15 protein-coding genes are annotated in these 15,912 nt (G+C 31.7%); 7 read left to right on the forward strand and 8 right to left on the reverse strand.

The window, feature by feature from the left end:
• Positions 1-44 precede the first annotated feature (44 nt).
• The 4 genes from RSE15_RS04385 to RSE15_RS04400 all read right to left on the reverse strand — a co-directional run bounded on the left by RSE15_RS04385 (position 45) and on the right by RSE15_RS04400 (position 3,396).
• The gene (locus RSE15_RS04385; RefSeq protein WP_324069748.1) at positions 45-1,223 is read right to left on the reverse strand and encodes an AIR synthase related protein; all 1,179 of its coding nucleotides are present in this window, start codon (positions 1,221-1,223) and stop codon (positions 45-47) included.
• A gap of 75 nt (positions 1,224-1,298) precedes the next feature.
• Complete coding sequence (locus tag RSE15_RS04390; protein ID WP_324069750.1) at positions 1,299-1,748, reverse strand: hypothetical protein; 450 nt, start codon at positions 1,746-1,748, stop codon at positions 1,299-1,301.
• On the reverse strand, positions 1,745-2,569 hold the full coding sequence (locus RSE15_RS04395; RefSeq protein ID WP_324069752.1) for an OmpA family protein: 825 nt from the start codon (positions 2,567-2,569) through the stop codon (positions 1,745-1,747). Before RSE15_RS04395 ends, RSE15_RS04390 begins: the two co-directional genes overlap by 4 nt.
• 56 nt (positions 2,570-2,625) lie before the next feature.
• Positions 2,626-3,396, reverse strand: coding sequence for an OmpA family protein (locus RSE15_RS04400; protein ID WP_324069753.1), 771 nt, complete (start codon positions 3,394-3,396; stop codon positions 2,626-2,628).
• Between the two features lie 109 nt (positions 3,397-3,505).
• On the opposite strand from RSE15_RS04400, the gene RSE15_RS04405 reads away from it, so the two are divergent.
• A complete protein-coding gene (locus RSE15_RS04405) occupies positions 3,506-4,240 on the forward strand; it encodes an NERD domain-containing protein (protein WP_324069754.1) in 735 nt (244 codons plus the stop codon).
• Positions 4,241-4,367: 127 nt separating this feature from the next.
• Here RSE15_RS04405 and menD read toward each other — a convergent pair whose 3' ends face one another.
• The gene (gene menD, locus RSE15_RS04410) at positions 4,368-6,026 is read right to left on the reverse strand and encodes a 2-succinyl-5-enolpyruvyl-6-hydroxy-3-cyclohexene-1-carboxylic-acid synthase (RefSeq protein ID WP_324069755.1); all 1,659 of its coding nucleotides are present in this window, start codon (positions 6,024-6,026) and stop codon (positions 4,368-4,370) included.
• Positions 6,027-6,105: 79 nt separating this feature from the next.
• Between menD and RSE15_RS04415 the strand changes: the two genes are divergently transcribed.
• Entirely contained in the window at positions 6,106-6,600 is a 495-nt protein-coding gene (locus RSE15_RS04415; RefSeq protein WP_324069756.1) for a GNAT family N-acetyltransferase, read from the forward strand.
• 78 nt (positions 6,601-6,678) lie between these two features.
• Here the strand turns inward: RSE15_RS04415 and RSE15_RS04420 are convergent, their stop codons facing one another.
• The 3 genes from RSE15_RS04420 to RSE15_RS04430 form a co-directional block, all read right to left on the reverse strand.
• Complete coding sequence (locus RSE15_RS04420) at positions 6,679-7,272, reverse strand: glutathione peroxidase (protein WP_324069757.1); 594 nt, start codon at positions 7,270-7,272, stop codon at positions 6,679-6,681.
• A gap of 92 nt (positions 7,273-7,364) precedes the next feature.
• Positions 7,365-10,523: a cytochrome c biogenesis protein CcsA gene (ccsA, locus tag RSE15_RS04425; RefSeq protein ID WP_324069758.1), complete on the reverse strand. Its 3,159-nt coding sequence runs from the start codon at positions 10,521-10,523 to the stop codon at positions 7,365-7,367.
• A gap of 106 nt (positions 10,524-10,629) precedes the next feature.
• Positions 10,630-11,358 carry a biotin--[acetyl-CoA-carboxylase] ligase gene (locus RSE15_RS04430; RefSeq protein WP_324069759.1) on the reverse strand — a complete coding sequence of 243 codons (729 nt, stop codon included), beginning with the start codon at positions 11,356-11,358 and terminating at the stop codon, positions 10,630-10,632.
• A gap of 86 nt (positions 11,359-11,444) precedes the next feature.
• Here RSE15_RS04430 and rsfS point away from each other — a divergent pair, with 86 nt between their 5' ends.
• The 5 genes from rsfS to RSE15_RS04455 all read left to right on the forward strand — a co-directional run bounded on the left by rsfS (position 11,445) and on the right by RSE15_RS04455 (position 15,910).
• Positions 11,445-11,816: a ribosome silencing factor gene (gene rsfS / locus RSE15_RS04435; protein WP_324069760.1), complete on the forward strand. Its 372-nt coding sequence runs from the start codon at positions 11,445-11,447 to the stop codon at positions 11,814-11,816.
• Positions 11,817-11,822: 6 nt separating this feature from the next.
• The gene (ftsH, locus tag RSE15_RS04440; protein WP_324069761.1) at positions 11,823-13,742 is read left to right on the forward strand and encodes an ATP-dependent zinc metalloprotease FtsH; all 1,920 of its coding nucleotides are present in this window, start codon (positions 11,823-11,825) and stop codon (positions 13,740-13,742) included.
• 104 nt (positions 13,743-13,846) lie between these two features.
• Complete coding sequence (locus RSE15_RS04445; RefSeq protein WP_324069763.1) at positions 13,847-14,455, forward strand: LUD domain-containing protein; 609 nt, start codon at positions 13,847-13,849, stop codon at positions 14,453-14,455.
• Positions 14,456-14,457: 2 nt separating this feature from the next.
• Positions 14,458-15,264 carry a phosphatidate cytidylyltransferase gene (locus RSE15_RS04450; RefSeq protein ID WP_324069764.1) on the forward strand — a complete coding sequence of 269 codons (807 nt, stop codon included), beginning with the start codon at positions 14,458-14,460 and terminating at the stop codon, positions 15,262-15,264.
• Entirely contained in the window at positions 15,254-15,910 is a 657-nt protein-coding gene (locus RSE15_RS04455; protein WP_324069765.1) for a phosphatidylserine decarboxylase family protein, read from the forward strand. Before RSE15_RS04450 ends, RSE15_RS04455 begins: the two co-directional genes overlap by 11 nt.
• The last annotated feature ends 2 nt before the right edge of the window (positions 15,911-15,912 follow it).

Below are 15,912 nucleotides of genomic sequence, written 5' to 3' on the forward strand. Positions count from 1 at the left end.
TTTCATTAAAAACAGAGAGACAAGTCATGACTTGTCTCTACAGATTAATATTCAAATTTTCCGTATTCGGATATAATTGTTAATTTCTTGCTATCTGATTTTTCAACTCTTCCTACGATTTGTGCGTCGATGTTGAATGATTTTGAAATTTCGATGATGTCTTGCGCTACTTCGGCAGGAACATATAATTCCATGCGGTGACCACAATTGAAAACTTGGTACATTTCTTTCCAATCGGTTTTGGATTGCTCTTGAATTAATTGGAACAATGGTGGGACTGGAAATAAATTATCTTTAATCACGTGAACGTTTTCTACGAAGTGAAGCACTTTTGTTTGGGCACCACCACTGCAATGCACCATTCCATGAATTTGATTTGAATTGTATTTTGATAAGATCTTTTTGATAACCGGGGCATACGTTCTCGTTGGAGAAAGCACTAATTTTCCTGCGTCAATTGGACTATTTTCGACTGTATCCGTTAATTTCGTTTGACCTGAATACACTAGCTCATTTGGAACTGATGCATCAAAACTTTCCGGATATTTTTCAGCCAAATATTTTGCAAAAACATCATGACGAGCTGAAGTTAAACCGTTACTTCCCATTCCGCCATTGTATTCCTTTTCGTAAGTAGCTTGACCAAATGAAGCCAATCCTACAATTACATCACCTGCTTGAATATTAGCATTATCAATTACATCTGCACGTTTCATGCGAGCTGTTACGGTTGAATCTACGATAATCGTACGAACTAAGTCTCCTACATCAGCAGTTTCTCCACCGGTTGAATGAATGGTAACTCCGTGACTTTTTAAATCTGAAATTAATTCTTCCGTTCCGTTGATGATGGCTGAAATAACTTCGCCAGGAATTAGATTTTTGTTTCTTCCAATAGTGGATGAAAGTAAGATATTATCGGTTGCACCAACACATAATAAATCATCAATATTCATGATTAAGGCATCTTGAGCAATTCCTTTCCAAACTGAAATATCTCCTGTCTCTTTCCAATACATATAGGCTAAGGAAGACTTGGTTCCTGCACCGTCTGCATGCATAATGATGCAATATTGGTCGTCGTTAGTTAAATAATCAGGGATAATTTTACAAAATGCTTGCGGAAATAAGCCTTTGTCAATGTTTTTGATAGCTTGGTGCACATCTTCTTTAGAAGCCGAAACTCCTCGTAAATTGTAGCGTTTGCTCGTATCAGAACTCATGAATGTAGTGTGTTGTTGTTGTGGCGCAAAGATAGTTTTAAAAATTAGAAATTAGAAGTTTGAATTTAGAAATTGTTAAATTTTTATAACAAAAACTCCCTCTACGAATTCAGATGTATGATTTGGAAACAGGATATTTTCAATTTTATACGTAGTAAAACATTCACCTGCACTGGAAGAAACATCAAAATCCACATCGATCTCATCCATTTGCAAAGTTGTTTCATTATTCAGTTTTACACGCAAAGTATTTCCTGTAGGATTTATATCAAGAGGAAAAATCTGAATTAAATTAGCACTTGTAATAAATTTATAGGGAATCGCAACATCATTTAAATCAGTTACAGTAATCTGTTGAAAAGTATACGTTTCATTTTCAAAAACATTTACACCCGAAACTTCATCAACAATATTTACAAAAAAAGAAGCTGGTGTAGGTTTATTTCCTTCGTCGCAACTATCATTACAACTACTATTTAATAGGACTAAAACCACAACCAATATACTACCAATTATTTTTTTCATCTTGTTTTACTTAAAATTTCAATTTCCACTCTTCTGTTTTCTGCTGCTTGCTCTGGCGTTGCTTCAGGAATAGGATGTATCGGTTGTGTCACACCAAAACCTTTCGTTTTAACACGATAATCTTGTATTCCATTATAAACGAGAAAACGCTTAATTTGTTTTGCACGATCAAGTGACAAATTTCGGTAATCTTTATCAATACAACAAATATGACCTTGAATTTCGATTTTTAACTCGGGATTATTTTGCATGATAAATAATAAATCATACAAAGTTCCTTGCGATTCGGGCATAGTTGCAAATGTATTTTGATAAAAATTGATATTATTCAAAGTGATTTTCATCCCAACTTTTGACAACTTGACTTTTTCTGCTAAAGTAGCATCTTCTGGAATTATAACTTCTGGTTCAATTTCTTTAATACCTAAAATTTCATTTTCTTTTGCTAAATCTTTTTCTAACAAAAAATGAATTATCGCTTTTCTGTTTTCAGCTTTGTTTTTAGAAGTAGCTCCCTTTTCCCCTAAAGAAATGCTTTTAAAATCGGGTCTTATATTTACCTTTCCTTTAATTTGGTTAAAAATATGACTTACTCTTTTTTTCGATAACGTATCGTTAAATCCTGAAGTACCTACTTCGTCCGTAGAACCAGTAATGGAAAGAATTTTAGAAGTTGTATTCTCTGAAATCCATTTTTGAAATTTAGCAGCTTCCGTTTTATTCAATTCAAATTTATTATTGTCAAAATAAAATGCAACTTGATCTTGCGAAAAAGAAAAATATCCTAACCAGAAAAAAACTATTGAAAATACAAATTTCATTTTTTTAATTTTTACGAAATAACAACAAATATAGTACATACAAAAGAATCCTAAAGTTAATTTTCAATTATTTGAATTTCTACTCTACGATTCTCATTGCGTTCTTCTTCTGTTTTTTCAGGAATTTTATGAATGGGAAGTGTACTTCCAAAACTTATATAATTCAATCTATTTGCTGCAATTCCATTGTTTACCAAATAATTATAAATGGTTAACGCTCTAATTTTAGCTGTATCTTCAACATCTTTTCCTTTTTGACAACAAATATGACCTTGGATTTCGATTTTAAGTTTTGGATTAGCGCGCATTATTGCTAATAATTCTTCAAAAACAGGTTTAGATTCAGGCCTTAGAATTCCTGAACGATTATAAAAATAAAGGTTTTTTAAAACGAGTTTATCACCAACTTTTGCCTTTAAAAATTGATTCTCTAAACCATATGACACTACTTCTTCTTCAATTTTTACAAGAATCTCTTCAAAATAAATTTCAACTTTTCGGTTTAAAGCTAAATCAGAATTTTGTTCGAAATTTTCACCTTTACTCTCGATTACTAATTGTTTTTGATTGGTTACTTTTTCGATAATTCCGAATACAAAATTTGCTCTTTTCAATGCCAAAGTATCGTTATAACGATTTGAAGCACGATAATCGCAATACCCAATTACTTTGGTAAATTTTAGGTCTTTATTCTTTAAAAAATCATCCAATCTGTTTAACTCAGAAAGTTTTAATTGATGCGAATCGGTATCAAAATAGACCGTAAATTTAGATTGTCCAAAAGAAATAGAATTAATAGATAAAAAAAGGAAAAGTAGGTTTTTCATTGTATAAAATTTGGTTTACCGAAAATAGTAAAATATTGCGGATTGATTGTTTAAGTTGTACACTTTTTTTATATTTTTGGAATAAACAATTTAAATCGTTTTAATTGAAATGAAATTTGTTGTAATACTATTTTTATTTGGGCTCATTCTTTTAATTACCTTTTCAAAAAGAATAAAAGGTTTAGTTGGAGAAAAAACAATTTCATCTATTTTATTACTTTTAGACAAAACAGAATATAAAGTAATAAATAATATTGTTTTAAAATCAGGAGCAGTCACTACTCAAATAGACCATTTAATTATTTCAGATTTTGGCATTTTTGTTATTGAAACAAAAAATTTCAAAGGATGGATATTTGGAGGAGAAAATACAGAATATTGGCAACAAGTTATTTTTAAAAGTAAAATAAAATTTTATAATCCAATACGGCAAAATCATAGACATATAAATGCTTTAAAGACTTGCCTTAAAGAATATCCTAATTTAAAATATAAATCAATTATTGTTTTCTCAACAAGAGCTACTATCAAAGTTAACACATCAAAAGATGTAATTTATTCTTATCAACTTTTGCCATTTATAAAAAATTATCAAGAAAAAAATTTGTCAATAGATGATAAAGAAATTATTTTTAGAAAAATCAAATCGGACAATTTAATCAACACTTTTGATAAACAAAAACATATAAAATCAATTAAAAATCGAATTCAAAAAAGAGAAAAGTTAATTAATGAAAATACATGTCCAAATTGTGATGATAATTTAATTAGAAGAAATGGAAAATTTGGTGATTTTTTAGGTTGCAAATCCTATCCAAAATGTAAATTCATTAGAAATATATAATCTTATTCAACAACAAATATCCCAATCTTTCGATTGGGATTTCTATTTCTAATTACTTCGTAAATAACAATTCTCTGTGTTTTGTTAGTGTCCAAAGTTCGTCGTCTACTAACAATCTTAAGTGTTACTAAAATCCCTTCAAACTTCTAAAAAAATCTAATAAAATACTATTATTCTCTTTTTCTGGAGTGAAAATTTCTAGAATACTTGGTTTTTCGTTTTGGTTTAGAAACTCTTTGTAATGTTGTTGTAATGTAGCTTCATCATTTGCTTCTAAATAATACAATCCATACATTTTGGCTAAATGTGAGGCGTTTAATTGGTGCGAAGTTTCAAAATACGTGTTAAACGTTTCGGTTTCTTGATGACCTGGTAGAATTCTGAAAATCCCTCCACCGCTGTTATTCAGTAAAATGATTTTGAAGTTTTTTGGAATGTAATTGTTCCACAAAGCATTGCTGTCGTATAAAAAACTAATATCGCCTGTAATCAACATCGTTGGTAAATCAGACGCTAAAGCAGCTCCAATGGCTGTAGAAGTACTTCCATCAATTCCACTTGTGCCTCGATTGCAGAAAACTTGCACGGTTTTATTCAAATCAAACAATTGCAAATAGCGTATTGCCGAACTGTTGCTTACTTGTAATTGAATATTACTAGGCACATTTTTACAAAGAAAATCAAACACTTTAAAATCGGAAAACGGAATTTGCGCAATGTATTGTTGGTGTTTGGCTACTCTGCTCTTCCAAATCTCTGCAATACTTGATTGATATGAACTTTCAACTGTTTTTTCAGTAAATAACTGACTTAAAAATGTATTGATTTTAGTTTCAAAATGATTCGTAAGTGCTCCAAAAGTATCATACGCACGTAATTCGTCTACATGCCAATGATGTGCTGGTTTGTATTTTCGTAAAAACGCTTTGATACGTTTCGAAACGACCATTCCGCCAAAAGTTAAAAGAATTTCGGGTTGAAACGCTTTGAAATCTTCATCCGTAAATGGCGTAATCAATGTATCAATTTGGTCGATGAATGTTGGATGATGTAAATTCGATGTCTTTTCTGTTAACACCACCACACTAGGGTCATTCGCTAAAACATCTAAATATTTTTGTTCTACTGAATTTGGAAGCAACTCTCCTACTAAAACCAATTTCTTAGTGGCATTACTCCATGTTTCAATACTTAAATTTTCTATTTTAAACTGCTTTTCTTCGGTATTAAAATCGATGATTTTTGGTTGTACTTGTAATTCGGTAACTGTTTCATACAAAGGTTCTTCAAAAGGCGCATTAACATGCACTGGCCCTTTTTGGGTAACCGAAATATGCAACGCCATTTGAATATTGTTATCGTTCTCCGTTGAACTATTTTCTAGCAAATTGGCATTATACAAACTGTGATTTGCAAATACATTTTCTTGACGAATGGTTTGACCATCACCAATATCAATCTTGCTTTGTGGTCGATCCGCAGAAATAACTACTAAAGGAATTTGACTGTAAAAAGCCTCCGCAAACGCAGGGTAATAATTCAGTAAAGCGGAACCCGAAGTACAAACAACCACAACTGGTTTTTGCAATTGTTGGGCAATTCCCAAAGCAAAAAAAGCGGCACAACGTTCGTCAGCAATACTGTAACATTTGAAAAAGGGATTATTGGTAAATCCTATAGTCAAAGGAGCATTGCGCGAACCTGGAGAAATTACGATATGTTGGACTCCTTTTTGTTGGCAAATTTCGATAATCCTTTGTGCCAAAGGAATTTTTGGATACATCATTTTATAAAAAATAACTGAGCTACAAAGTTACGAAGTTGAAAAGGTTTTTAGTACTTTTACTACGTAATTTCTTTACAAAATGGAGATAAAAATTAGAGACTATCAAATACAAGATTGCAAAGCAATTATAGAAATCATCAATGATGCTATTCTGAATTCAACCGCCTTGTACGATTACAACATTCGAACATTAAACACACAAGAAGCTATTTTTGAAGAAAAACTTCATAAAGGATTTCCCGTGATTGTAGCCGAATCAAATAATGAAGTTGTTGGATTTGGTTATTATAGTGAATTCCGGTTCAGAGAAGCCTATAAATTCACGGTAGAACATTCCGTTTATGCAAATAAGAATGCTATTGGTAAAGGCATCGGAAAATTATTGTTGAACGAATTAATCGAAACAGCCAAAAAACAAAACCTTCACACGATGATTGGAGTCATTGATTCTGAAAACACGAACAGCATTGATTTTCATAAGAAATTTGGTTTCGAAGAAGTAGGTTTTATAAAAGAATCTGGTTTTAAATTTGACCGATGGTTGCATTCTGTTTTAGTACAGAAGATGCTTTAGAATAGTAAACAGTCGCAGTCACAGTAAGCAGATATTAAACTCCTTATTGAAAACTGCGACTGAACACTGGATACTATATTATTTCCCTTCAATCCAATTGGTAATTTCAGCATCAGTAGGTAACGTTCTTGGAGAAACTACTTTTGCTAATTCGCCATTTTCGTTGATTAGGTATTTTTGGAAATTCCATTGTACTTCGCTGTCTTGTAATCCATTTTTAGCTTTTTGCGTTAAGAATTGATATACTGAGTGCATATCGCCACCTTTCACCGAAATTTTAGCCATCATTGGAAACGAAACACCAAAGTTTTGCTGACAAAAAGTAGCAATTTCTTGATTGGTTCCTGGTTCTTGGGCACCAAAGTTGTTCGCAGGAAAACCTACAATTACGAAGTTTTTATCCTTATACTTTTCATAAATGGCTTGTAGTTGTTCGTATTGTGGCGTTAACCCACATTCAGAAGCCGTATTTACTACCAAGATTTTCTTCCCTTTTAAGGTTGAAAAATCAAAAGTGTTGCCGCTCAAATCTTCTACTTTAAACTGATAAATCGTCTCTTTTGCCATTGGTGTCGTGGTTGCTGTTACTGTAGTCGTTTGCTTTTTTTGTGCCTGATTTTGACAACTAAAAAACAAAGCCACTACTGAAAACAAGGTTACTACTTTTTTCATCTCTTTTTTTATTTCAAATTTAGTGTTTTAAAACGCATTTTTTGATAAACATTTCTTAAAAAAAAAATGGCCGCTTATTAGCGACCAAATTCTTATTTTTTATAATACTTCTTATACGGAAAGTAAGCTATTACAGCTATTACTAAAACAATCGCCAAAATTATAAAGTAATAAGTTACGTTTTGTTTTTCACCCGAAGCGTAACTATGTAAACCACTCAAGTGGAAATTTACTCCAAAATACGTCATTAAAATAGAAGCAAAAGCTAAAACACTCATTACGTTATAAATCCATCTTCCTCTTAATGCAGGAACAAAACGTGCGTGAATTACAAAAGCATACACCATAATACTAATTAATGCCCAAGTTTCTTTTGGGTCCCAACCCCAATAGCGTCCCCAACTTTCGTTTGCCCATTGTCCGCCAAGGAAGTTTCCTATGGTTAACATGACCAAACCAACGGTTAGTGCCATTTCGTTAATGTAAGTGATTTCGTCAATGCTTAGTTTCATTTTTTCTTTGTTCTTTTCATTGGTAAAAATCATTAAGAACAATGAAACTAACCCTAAAACCATTGCTAAAGTAAAAGGTCCGTAACTCGCCACGATTACTGCAACATGAATCATTAACCAATACGAATTTAAAACGGGTTGTAAGTTTCCGATTGTTGGATCCATCCAATTCCAATGTGCAATCATTAAAATCATTGCGGTTACAAAAGCTGTAGAAGCAACTGTTAGTTTTGAATCTTTTCCGAAAGCCAATCCAAAAAACATAGTTGCCCAAGCTACATAAATCATACTTTCATAGGCATCACTCCAAGGTGCGTGACCCGAAATATACCATCTGATAATTAATCCTGCCAAGTGCAAAATGAAAAACAAACCAATTAATCCATGAAAAACATTGATAATTGTTCGGATTGTTTTTGAATCTTTAAAGATTTGAACAATACAGAAAGCCAACATTAAAACCCCAGCCAACATATACATGTAATACAATCTTTTAAAGATATCGTATTTGTTATAGGTTATTTCAGAGCTAATTTTACTTTCCGAAAGCATTACCGCTGCTCCATATTTCTTTTGGTATTCTGTTAATCCTTTTAAAAGACTATTTGGTAACTCATAATTTTTACTTTGTGATGCTTTATCTAAGGCATTCAAATAAAATGGCATTACATTTTTAATAGAATCTAAAGCAGTTCCTGTTGGCTGATTTACTTCTAAAAATGATACCCATTTATTCGATTTATCGCCAGGAATAGGGAACACTTTTAAAATTTGACCGCTTAAAGCCGAGTATAAAAGATTTACTTTTTTATCTGCTTCAATAAAATCTTTTTGAAATTGATTTGGAACTGGTTCTTTGTAAGCAGTTTCTAAATATTTTGCCAACTTATAATTACCTGTTTCATCAAAAAACGAAATTAATGGAGCATATTTTGCTTCTTTTTCAACGCCTATTAACTTACGAATACTATCATTTCCTCTTTTTAAATAGATAATAGGTAGTGAATACCAATACTGAGGATATTGTGTCATCGATAAAAAAGCTTGATCGGAATTCATACCTTCATAGGTATCACTTTTAGATACTTTACGAAGTAATTCAGATGAAAACGTATTGATAGGCTTCATTCGCCCGTTATCTTGAATTACTACTTTTCCAAATTCACTTGCATGCTCTGGTGTTACTTCATATTTTTTCAACAACTCTAGAATTTCTTCTTTGCTAGGTTGGTGATTGTGTTCTTGCGCAAAAGCTACAGTTGAAAAGAAAATCAAAAAGATGCTTAACAAACTTGCTTTCTTTACTTTTACTTTTTCTAATTTTTCTTTCAAACTAGCAAAACGAGTATTTTTATTGAATAAAATAGCCATTAATCCAAAATACAACAAGAAATACCCAATATAGGTGATCCATGTCCCCCAGAAATCATGACTTACTGATAATTGAGTTCCTTTTTCGTCAGGATCAAATCCTGCTTGAAAAAATCTAAATCCTCTGTAATCTAAAATATTATTCATGAAAACACTGTCTTTAAATGTTTTCTTTTGTTCAGAATCGGACACTTCAATCTTACTTTTGAAAGCAGAATAACTATTTTCTGTTCCTGGATATTTATCCGCAATAAAATCGTCTAATTTAATTGTAAAAGGTGTGTTGTAAACTTTACTTCCAAAGAATAAGGTAAATTCTAAATCACCCATTTTTACACTTTGTGGTACACCTTGTTTTCCTCTTGCTCCTACTAAGGTTAGAACTTCTTCTTTTCCTTGTGTTTTGATTTTTACTTTCAACGCATCATCGGTTTGTTTGTCTTTGAAATCATTATTCGATTTAAAAGTCAACTCTCCTTTAATAGCTGGTTCTGGAAATACAAACTGAGCTCCACCTATGTTATAAAGCGAACGCAACATTAAAGTTTGAACTGAATCCTTCGCCACTTTACCTTGTAATTTATCAGCCATTCGCATAAAATCACCTTCAAAAGGCGTTTGAATGGTGTAAGCTTCTGCAATTTTGGTAATGTTGATTGCTCCTTCTGTATATTTATTAAAGGCAAAAAGTACGTTGTGTAAATTTTGAACTTCGCCTTCTTTTAAGTAATGTTCATGACGAGTTCCTCCACTCGATTCTACCATTTTTATCATCAACTTTCCAGTTTCAGAAGGTACAACCGTTTCGGTGGCGTTCATTATAAACTCTTGGTGTTCGATTTCAAATGGGATATCACTGAATTCACCTCCCATAGAGAAATCGTTACTCGCAAAAGTATTCAAAAAGGCATCTTTTTTAATTTCAGGAGCTAAAATCAAACCTTTTTCAAAAGTCTTACGTTTCATTTCGCCTTTGTAATTACCATCAACCATAACCGTTAAATAAGGCTTATCTGAATAAATAATATTCGCTGATTCGCCTTCTCTAATTGGCATCATCCCTTCATAACTAATGTAACGCGTAATAAAAGCACCAACAATAATTAAAATAAAAGAAAGGTGTAATATCAAAGTAGCCCAATTTTCTTTTTTATGTAATTGATAACGTTTGATGTTACCCAAAAAATTGATTACAAAAAATACCATAATTACTTCAAACCAAACTGCATTGTAAACCACAACGCGAGCAGTATCAGTATTATAAGCATCTTCAATAAAAGTTCCTGCTGCCATGGCTAGAGCAAAAGCAATAAACAAAAAAGCCATTAAACGAGTAGAGAACAAAAGTGAGAATATTTTTTTTTCCATGAGATTTTAGGAATACTTATTTATAAAATTGTCACAAATGTACTTAATTTGAAAATCTTTTTAACCAAGTTTAACATAGGATTTGTGTTTTTAAGCAATGTTTAATCTAGTACAACATTTTAATTTCTTTCAAATCATATACAGCAACTATTTCATTATCAATAACTACTCTTAATTTTCCTTCTCTTGTAACCTCTAAAATTTTCCCCACAAAACGTTTATTTTGTAGATCTTCAAAAGTAGAAACTTTGTCTTTTTTATATAAAATTTCATGGTATTCATTCCAAAAACAATCTTCACCTTGCAATTTAACTGCCTCTAAATTACTTTTTAATTCGTTTACAATCTCAGCCAATAAAGCATCTTTATCAAAGTCTTTATTAGCTAATAAAAATAAAGAAGAAGCTTGGGGCAACAAATCAAAATTTCCTTGATTTACGTTAATTCCTATCCCAACAATTGTTTGAATCTCGTGCTGTCCTTTAAAACTGTTTTCAATTAAAACACCCGCAATTTTTTTATTTTCTGCCAAAATGTCGTTAGGCCATTTTATTTTAAAATTTAAATCGGTGAACTTTTTCAACCCTTTAACAATACTTAAAGCAACAATTACATTTACAGTAAACAAACTAATTTCATTCCACTTAAAACCACACAAAACACTAAAGGTTAGGTTTTTACCAATTTCCGAAAGCCATTCAGCACCTCTTTGACCTTTCCCATTAGTTTGCTGTTCTGCTACAACAATTGTAAAATTTTCAATTGGTTTCGTATTGGCTAAATTCTTTAAAAAAGCATTGGTAGAATCTATGGCATTGAGTTTGATTATGTTCATGTTAGTAGTAAGAAAATTTAATCTTATGTTAAGGTTCAAAAATAACGACAAAAAATGATACCTTTGCATAAATTCAAAAATAATAAATGACGAAGAAGCAGATTAATAATGATGATTTATTAGCAAACATCATCAAAGGGATTGAAGAAGTAAAAGGAGAAAATATTGACATTCTTGACTTAAGAGCAATTGACAACACCGTTTGTGATTATTTTGTGATTTGTAATGGTAATTCAAACACACAAGTTAATGCAATTGTAGGTTCTATTCAAAAAATTGTTTCTAAAGAATTAAAAGACAAACCATGGCACGTTGAAGGTGCAGAAAATGGAGAATGGGTTCTAATGGACTACGTGAATATTGTAGTTCATGTTTTTCAAAAACACATTCGTGAATACTACCGAATTGAAAGTTTATGGGGTGATGCTAAAATCACTACTATAGAAACCAAATACTAATTTTTTATGGCACAAAATAGTAATTCTAACTTTAAGTTTAGTCCTTGGATGAGTATTGTTCTTGTCCTAGTTATCTTTTTCACAATAAGTTTATTTACAAAAGGCCTTGATTTAAGTAATCCTGCGCCAACAACTTTATCAAAATTTTATCAATATTTAGATAAAAATCAGGTAGATAAAGTAGTGTTTACTAATACCAAGGCAACTGTTTACTTAAAAAAAACAGCCCTAACTGATAAGGCGCACGACAAAGTAAAAAATGATGTTTTAGGAAAATTAAACACAAAAGGCCCTCACTATTTTACTGAAATTGGTGATTTAAAAACTTTTCAAGAAAATTTACAAAAAGCATCAAGTGAAGGTAAACTTTCAGATTATGAAAAAGAGCCTGAAAGCATGTGGGGTGAAGTTATATCAATGCTATTGCCATTTGTTATATTGATTGGTCTTTGGATTTTTATGATGCGAAGAATGTCGGGTGGTTCTGGTGGCGGAGGTGGTCAAATCTTCAGCATTGGAAAATCAAAAGCAAAATTATTTGATGAAAAAAATGATACACGCGTTACTTTTGAAAACGTTGCTGGATTAGAAGGTGCAAAAGAAGAAATTCAAGAAATTGTAGAATTCTTAAAAACTCCTGAAAAATACACCTCTATTGGTGGTAAAATCCCAAAAGGAGCCTTATTAGTAGGACCTCCAGGAACAGGTAAAACCTTACTTGCAAAAGCGGTAGCAGGGGAAGCAAAAGTACCTTTCTTCTCATTATCAGGTTCAGATTTTGTGGAAATGTTTGTTGGAGTTGGAGCATCTCGTGTTAGAGATTTATTCAAACAAGCAAAAGAAAAATCACCCTCAATTATTTTTATTGACGAGATTGATGCTGTGGGAAGAGCTCGTGGTAAAAACAACATGACAGGTGGAAATGACGAGAGAGAAAACACTTTAAATCAGTTATTAACAGAAATGGATGGTTTTGGAACCAATTCAAATGTAATTGTTTTAGCTGCAACAAACCGTGCCGATGTTTTAGACAAAGCTTTATTACGTGCCGGTCGTTTTGACAGACAAATTTATGTGGATTTACCAGACATTAGAGAGCGTAAAGAAATATTTGAAGTTCACTTAAAACCTTTAAAAAAATCAGAGGAATTAGACACTGAATTTTTAGCAAAACAAACTCCAGGATTCTCAGGAGCTGACATTGCTAATGTTTGTAACGAAGCAGCTTTAATTGCCGCTCGTAACGACAAAAAAGCGGTAGACAAACAAGATTTCTTAGACGCTGTAGATAGAATTGTAGGTGGTTTAGAAAAGAAAAATAAAATTGTTACACCGGCAGAAAAACGTGCAATTGCCATTCACGAAGCCGGACACGCTACGGTTAGCTGGATGTTAGAACACGCCGCACCACTAGTAAAAGTAACGATTGTTCCTCGTGGACAAAGTTTAGGAGCTGCTTGGTATTTACCAGAAGAACGACTAATTGTTCGACCAGATCAAATGTTAGACGAAATGTGTGCTACCATGGGAGGAAGAGCTGCTGAAAAAGTAATTTTTAATGAAATTTCAACAGGAGCATTAAGCGATTTAGAGAAAGTTACACGCCAAGCAAGAGCAATGGTAACCATTTATGGATTGAACGATAAGCTTGGAAATATCACCTATTATGATTCATCAGGACAGTCTGATTACAATTTTTCTAAACCATACTCTGAAGAAACTGCAAAAGTGATAGATTTTGAAATTTCTAAATTAATTGAAGAGCAATACCAAAGAGCTATTCATCTTTTAGAAACAAACAAAGAAAAATTAACTCAATTAGCTGATATTCTAATTGAAAAAGAAGTTATTTTTAAAGATGATTTAGAAACTATTTTTGGAAAAAGACCTTTTGACAAAGAGGCTGAAATTCCTGCTACTGAATAAGAGTTATCAACAAAATTATATTAATAAAAAACTTAATTCTTTACGCAAAGAATTAAGTTTTTTTTTATCTTTGATTTTCACACTATAAAAAGCAACTAAAATACATGAGTCTTTTTAGAAAATTTTTCGGCACTTCTGGAAATGAAGAAGACAATGATAACAAACAAGAAGTTAAGAGTCCTTATTCTCCTGATGTTACATTGGCTATAGACGAACAATTTACTTTCAATTTCAAAGAAAATGGAGGTAAATTTATTTATTGTGAAAATCTAGAAGAAATTTCGGAAAATTTTGAGAACATATTAGCAGAAAACGATTGGTTTGAATGCAACGCACAATGTTTTGATAATCGATTACTTTATTTACTTGAAATAAATAAACTTACCTATAACAACGCTTCTAATCCGATTTTTATCCTTTCTTCGTGTGAAAATTTAATTGCAGATGAAGGCTCGATATTGTTTTCTTCTAATCAATTTAAACATTTTAAACCAAACGAATTACCTACGAATATGATAGTTTTTGCCACTACAAGTCAAATTGTACATAGCAAAAGCGATGGGTTAAGGCGAATAAAAAACGCTCACGAAAAAAATTATCCTTCAAATATTACGACCATAAAATACTTTGAAGAAGTAAAAGAAGAACAGGATTTTCTTCACTACGGAAGTTGCCATAAAAATCTTTACCTACTTCTTTTAGAAGATTTATAATAATGACCGAAACGCTAAAAAGAGCATTATCTGGAGCCGTTTATGTACTTTTATTATTAGGCTGCATTTCTTATTCTAGAGAGGGTTTAGCAATTCTTTTTGGTGTGTTTCTTCTCATAGGTGTATACGAGTTTTGCAAAATGGCTGAATTAAATTTCTACGTAAGCCTACCTATTGCAGCAGCAGCCTATTATTTCTTATGGAATAAAAACGCTGATATCAATTTAAATACTGTTTTAACCACAATATCAATTCTAATTTCCATAAAATTAGTCTTGTATTTATTCAATGCAAACAAAACATCCTTTAATATTTACACAAAATATTTCTTATTGTTTGGATACGTTATACTTCCTTTCATTTTAGCAAATTATGTGGCAATGGGTGTAAAAGGATACAATCCAAAAATTTTAATTTCGATTATTGTATTAATTTGGACCAACGATACTTTTGCTTATTTGGTTGGGAAAAACATTGGTAAAAACAAACTTTTCCCAAGTGTTTCTCCTAAAAAAACGATTGAAGGTTTTGTAGGCGGATTACTATTTACAATTATTGGCGGCGCATTATTAGCCCAATATTACATCATGGCATCAAATTTATATATTTGGATTGTTATTGCTGCTATAGTGAGTATTTTTAGCACTTTAGGCGACTTAATCGAATCAAAATTAAAACGTGTTGCCGGAATTAAAGATACCGGAAATATAATGCCCGGTCACGGAGGTATTCTAGATCGACTAGATAGTATTATATTTGTCATTCCATTTATTAATTTATTTTATTTAATTTTATACTATGTTTCATAAAGAAGGTTCAAAAATTATTTTAATTACCCTACTTTTAGTTGTGGGTATTATTTTTTCAGCAGATTATTTCTTAAAAGATATTAGCTGGTTAAGAACTGTGGCATTTTTATTTGCTCTAGTAATATTAGTGCTCGTATTACAATTTTTTAGAAATCCTACACGAGTTGCCGACAATAGCGACAATCATATCTTAGCTCCAGTAGATGGAAAAGTAGTTGTTATTGAAGAAGTTTACGAACCTGAATATTTCAAAGACAAACGTTTGATGGTATCAATTTTTATGTCACCAATAAACGTTCATGTTACCCGTTATTGTGTAAACGGAATTGTAAAATACAGCAAATATCACCCAGGTAAATATCTAGTTGCTTGGCATCCGAAAGCTAGTGAAGAAAATGAAAGAACTACTGTTGTTATCAATAATAGAATTTATGGAGAAATCATGTATCGTCAAATTGCGGGTGCATTAGCAAGACGTATTGTTAATTATGCGCAAGAAGGTATGAGAGTGGTTCAAGGAAAAGATGCCGGATTCATTAAATTTGGTTCAAGAGTAGATATTTATTTACCATTAGGAACAGAAATCAATGTTAAATTAGGCGAAAAAGCTATCGGAAACAAAACCGTTATTAGTAAAAAAGCATAAAA

The organism is Flavobacterium sp. (assembly GCF_035195345.1).
In the GTDB taxonomy this organism is placed as follows: domain Bacteria; phylum Bacteroidota; class Bacteroidia; order Flavobacteriales; family Flavobacteriaceae; genus Flavobacterium.

What these genes read in the sequence shown, in the direction of transcription:
- RSE15_RS04385 (WP_324069748.1), bottom strand. Translation starts at nt 1,223, where the DNA reads ATGAGTTCTGATACGAGCAAACGCTACAATTTACGAGGAGTTTCGGCT.
- RSE15_RS04390 (WP_324069750.1), bottom strand. Translation starts at nt 1,748, where the DNA reads ATGAAAAAAATAATTGGTAGTATATTGGTTGTGGTTTTAGTCCTATTA.
- RSE15_RS04395 (WP_324069752.1), bottom strand. Translation starts at nt 2,569, where the DNA reads ATGAAATTTGTATTTTCAATAGTTTTTTTCTGGTTAGGATATTTTTCT.
- RSE15_RS04400 (WP_324069753.1), bottom strand. Translation starts at nt 3,396, where the DNA reads ATGAAAAACCTACTTTTCCTTTTTTTATCTATTAATTCTATTTCTTTT.
- RSE15_RS04405 (WP_324069754.1), top strand. Translation starts at nt 3,506, where the DNA reads ATGAAATTTGTTGTAATACTATTTTTATTTGGGCTCATTCTTTTAATT.
- menD (WP_324069755.1), bottom strand. Translation starts at nt 6,026, where the DNA reads ATGATGTATCCAAAAATTCCTTTGGCACAAAGGATTATCGAAATTTGC.
- RSE15_RS04415 (WP_324069756.1), top strand. Translation starts at nt 6,106, where the DNA reads ATGGAGATAAAAATTAGAGACTATCAAATACAAGATTGCAAAGCAATT.
- RSE15_RS04420 (WP_324069757.1), bottom strand. Translation starts at nt 7,272, where the DNA reads ATGAAAAAAGTAGTAACCTTGTTTTCAGTAGTGGCTTTGTTTTTTAGT.
- ccsA (WP_324069758.1), bottom strand. Translation starts at nt 10,523, where the DNA reads ATGGAAAAAAAAATATTCTCACTTTTGTTCTCTACTCGTTTAATGGCT.
- RSE15_RS04430 (WP_324069759.1), bottom strand. Translation starts at nt 11,358, where the DNA reads ATGAACATAATCAAACTCAATGCCATAGATTCTACCAATGCTTTTTTA.
- rsfS (WP_324069760.1), top strand. Translation starts at nt 11,445, where the DNA reads ATGACGAAGAAGCAGATTAATAATGATGATTTATTAGCAAACATCATC.
- ftsH (WP_324069761.1), top strand. Translation starts at nt 11,823, where the DNA reads ATGGCACAAAATAGTAATTCTAACTTTAAGTTTAGTCCTTGGATGAGT.
- RSE15_RS04445 (WP_324069763.1), top strand. Translation starts at nt 13,847, where the DNA reads ATGAGTCTTTTTAGAAAATTTTTCGGCACTTCTGGAAATGAAGAAGAC.
- RSE15_RS04450 (WP_324069764.1), top strand. Translation starts at nt 14,458, where the DNA reads ATGACCGAAACGCTAAAAAGAGCATTATCTGGAGCCGTTTATGTACTT.
- RSE15_RS04455 (WP_324069765.1), top strand. Translation starts at nt 15,254, where the DNA reads ATGTTTCATAAAGAAGGTTCAAAAATTATTTTAATTACCCTACTTTTA.